The sequence below is a fragment of the Methanobrevibacter sp. genome (assembly GCF_045577275.1).
GTDB lineage: Archaea > Methanobacteriota > Methanobacteria > Methanobacteriales > Methanobacteriaceae > Methanobrevibacter.
Genome location: NZ_JAZNIB010000175.1, coordinates 1 through 2,114 on the forward strand (window position 1 = coordinate 1; position 2,114 = coordinate 2,114).

Below are 2,114 nucleotides of genomic sequence, written 5' to 3' on the forward strand. Positions count from 1 at the left end.
GACTCCTTGGTTTCATAGGTTTCCTTTAACTTTGCAATTTCATTCTTATAGTAGGAATAGTTAGGAGCAGAGCTTGCAGTAGTGTATTTTGAACTTGAGGAACTGGAATAGGAATCTTGACTTGTCTTTTTATCCTTATTTTTCTGTGACAAATCAATGCCATCTACTACCTTGACTGGATCAAAATTGGAAGTTTTTGTCTGTGATGTGATATTCTCATCCAATTTCTTCCCACAATTAGGACAGAAATGATCCTCTGGAAAGAGTTTAAATCCACAGTATATGCAATAGTTGTCCTTTGCCATAGTATTCCCCTTTTATTTTTATTTTTCAGTCCAATATCTAATATTTTTCAAACTTATTATAACATTGATAGTATTTAAAGTTTTAGATTGGATTTTAGTATTGATTTAATTGAAATGTTGGTTAATTAAATGAATTGTATATTAATATCTATCATAATAATCAGTTATTGTTTCATTTAAACAAATTCATCATCATTAATTCCATTTTTATAATTTATAAATATACATCCATTATAGTAAATCCACAAAAATATTAAAAATTAACTAAAATCAGTATAGTTATTAATCAAAAACAATATAATAAGTAATGTTACTATAACATAGTTATAAAAAATTATGGAGAAATTATCATGACTAGAAAATATGGAGACAGAACCTTAGAGGTACATGCAGGCCAGGAAGAGGCAGATCCATTTACTGGAGCAAGAGCAGTGCCTATTTATCAAACCAGTTCATATGTATTTGAAAGTGCTGAATATGCAGCAAACATATTTGCTCTTAAAGAGCCAGGTAACATTTATACAAGATTAAACAATCCTACCAATGAAGTATTTGAAAAAAGGGTTGCAGCCATTGAAGGAGGGGTGGGTGCATTGTCACAGGCCAGTGGTATGGCAGCAATCACCCTTGCTATCTTGAATATAGCCCAATGCGGTGATGAGATAGTATCTGGAAACAACCTTTACGGCGGAACATACAACCTATTCAAAAACACATTGAACAAGTTTGGAATAAAGGTCAATTTCGTAGATTCCCAAGATACACAGGCATTTGAAGATGCAATAACAGATAAGACAAAGGCACTTTACTGTGAATCAATCGGGAACCCTAAGCTTGATGTTCCTGACTTTGAAGTATTGGCGGATATCGCTCATAGACATGGAATTCCACTTATTGTTGACAACACTTCAGCTATTGGAATGGTAAAGCCTATCGAGCATGGAGCGGATATCGTTGTTCACTCAGCAACCAAGATTATCGGAGGACATGGTACCTCTCTTGGAGGAACAATTGTGGATTCAGGTAATTTCGACTGGACAAACGGCAAGTTCCCAGAGTTTACAGAACCTGATGACAGCTATCATGGTCTCATTTATACAGAAGCATTCGGTGATGCAGCATACGTCACCAAGGCACGTGTACAGATGATGAGGGATTTAGGTACATGCATAAGCCCGTTCAATTCATTCCTTCTTCTTCAAGGGCTTGAAACAATGTCTCTTAGAGTAAAGCAACATACTGAAAATGCACTTGAAGTCGCTAAATTCCTCAACCAGCATGAGCTTGTATCATGGGTAAACTATCCGGGACTTGAAGACAATCCTAACCATGAGATTGCAAAGAAATATCTTAATGGCAAATATGGTTGCGTGCTTGGATTTGGTATTAAAGGTGGTATAGAGGAAGGTAAGAAGTTCATTGAGAATGTAGAACTTTTATCTCACCTTGCCAATATCTGTGATGCAAAGACATTGGTAGTGCATCCTGCATCAACAACACATTCCACAATGTCCCCTGAAGAGCAAGTGGACAGTGGTGTGACTCCAGACTTCATAAGAATGTCTGTAGGAATTGAAAATGTGGAAGATATCATTGCAGATATAGATCAAGCTTTAAGAAAAGCTGTTGAATAAATAAAAATAGTAAATAGAGGAATAAAACCTCTTTAAAAAATAATTCTTTTTTTATTATATTTTCATTAAAATTTTCCCACTAATTTTTTAAAAAAAATTATTTATAAAAATACGAACAAAATAAGACAAGATAAAAAAAGTGGGGAAAGACCCCACTAGCAGGATATTTTAAGAA

The 2,114-nt window shown here is 34.5% G+C and carries 2 protein-coding genes; one reads left to right on the plus strand and one right to left on the minus strand.

Annotated features, from left to right (window positions below; translation table 11 throughout):
* Window positions 1-305, minus strand: a 305-nt coding sequence (locus ACKI67_RS05220; RefSeq protein ID WP_407462365.1) for a hypothetical protein, incomplete at its 3' end; no start/stop codon positions are given.
* A 350-nt stretch (window positions 306-655) separates the two neighbouring features.
* Here ACKI67_RS05220 and ACKI67_RS05225 point away from each other — a divergent pair.
* Window positions 656-1,939, plus strand: coding sequence for an O-acetylhomoserine aminocarboxypropyltransferase/cysteine synthase family protein (locus tag ACKI67_RS05225; RefSeq protein WP_407462366.1), 1,284 nt, complete (start codon window positions 656-658; stop codon window positions 1,937-1,939).
* Window positions 1,940-2,114: the final 175 nt, after the last annotated feature.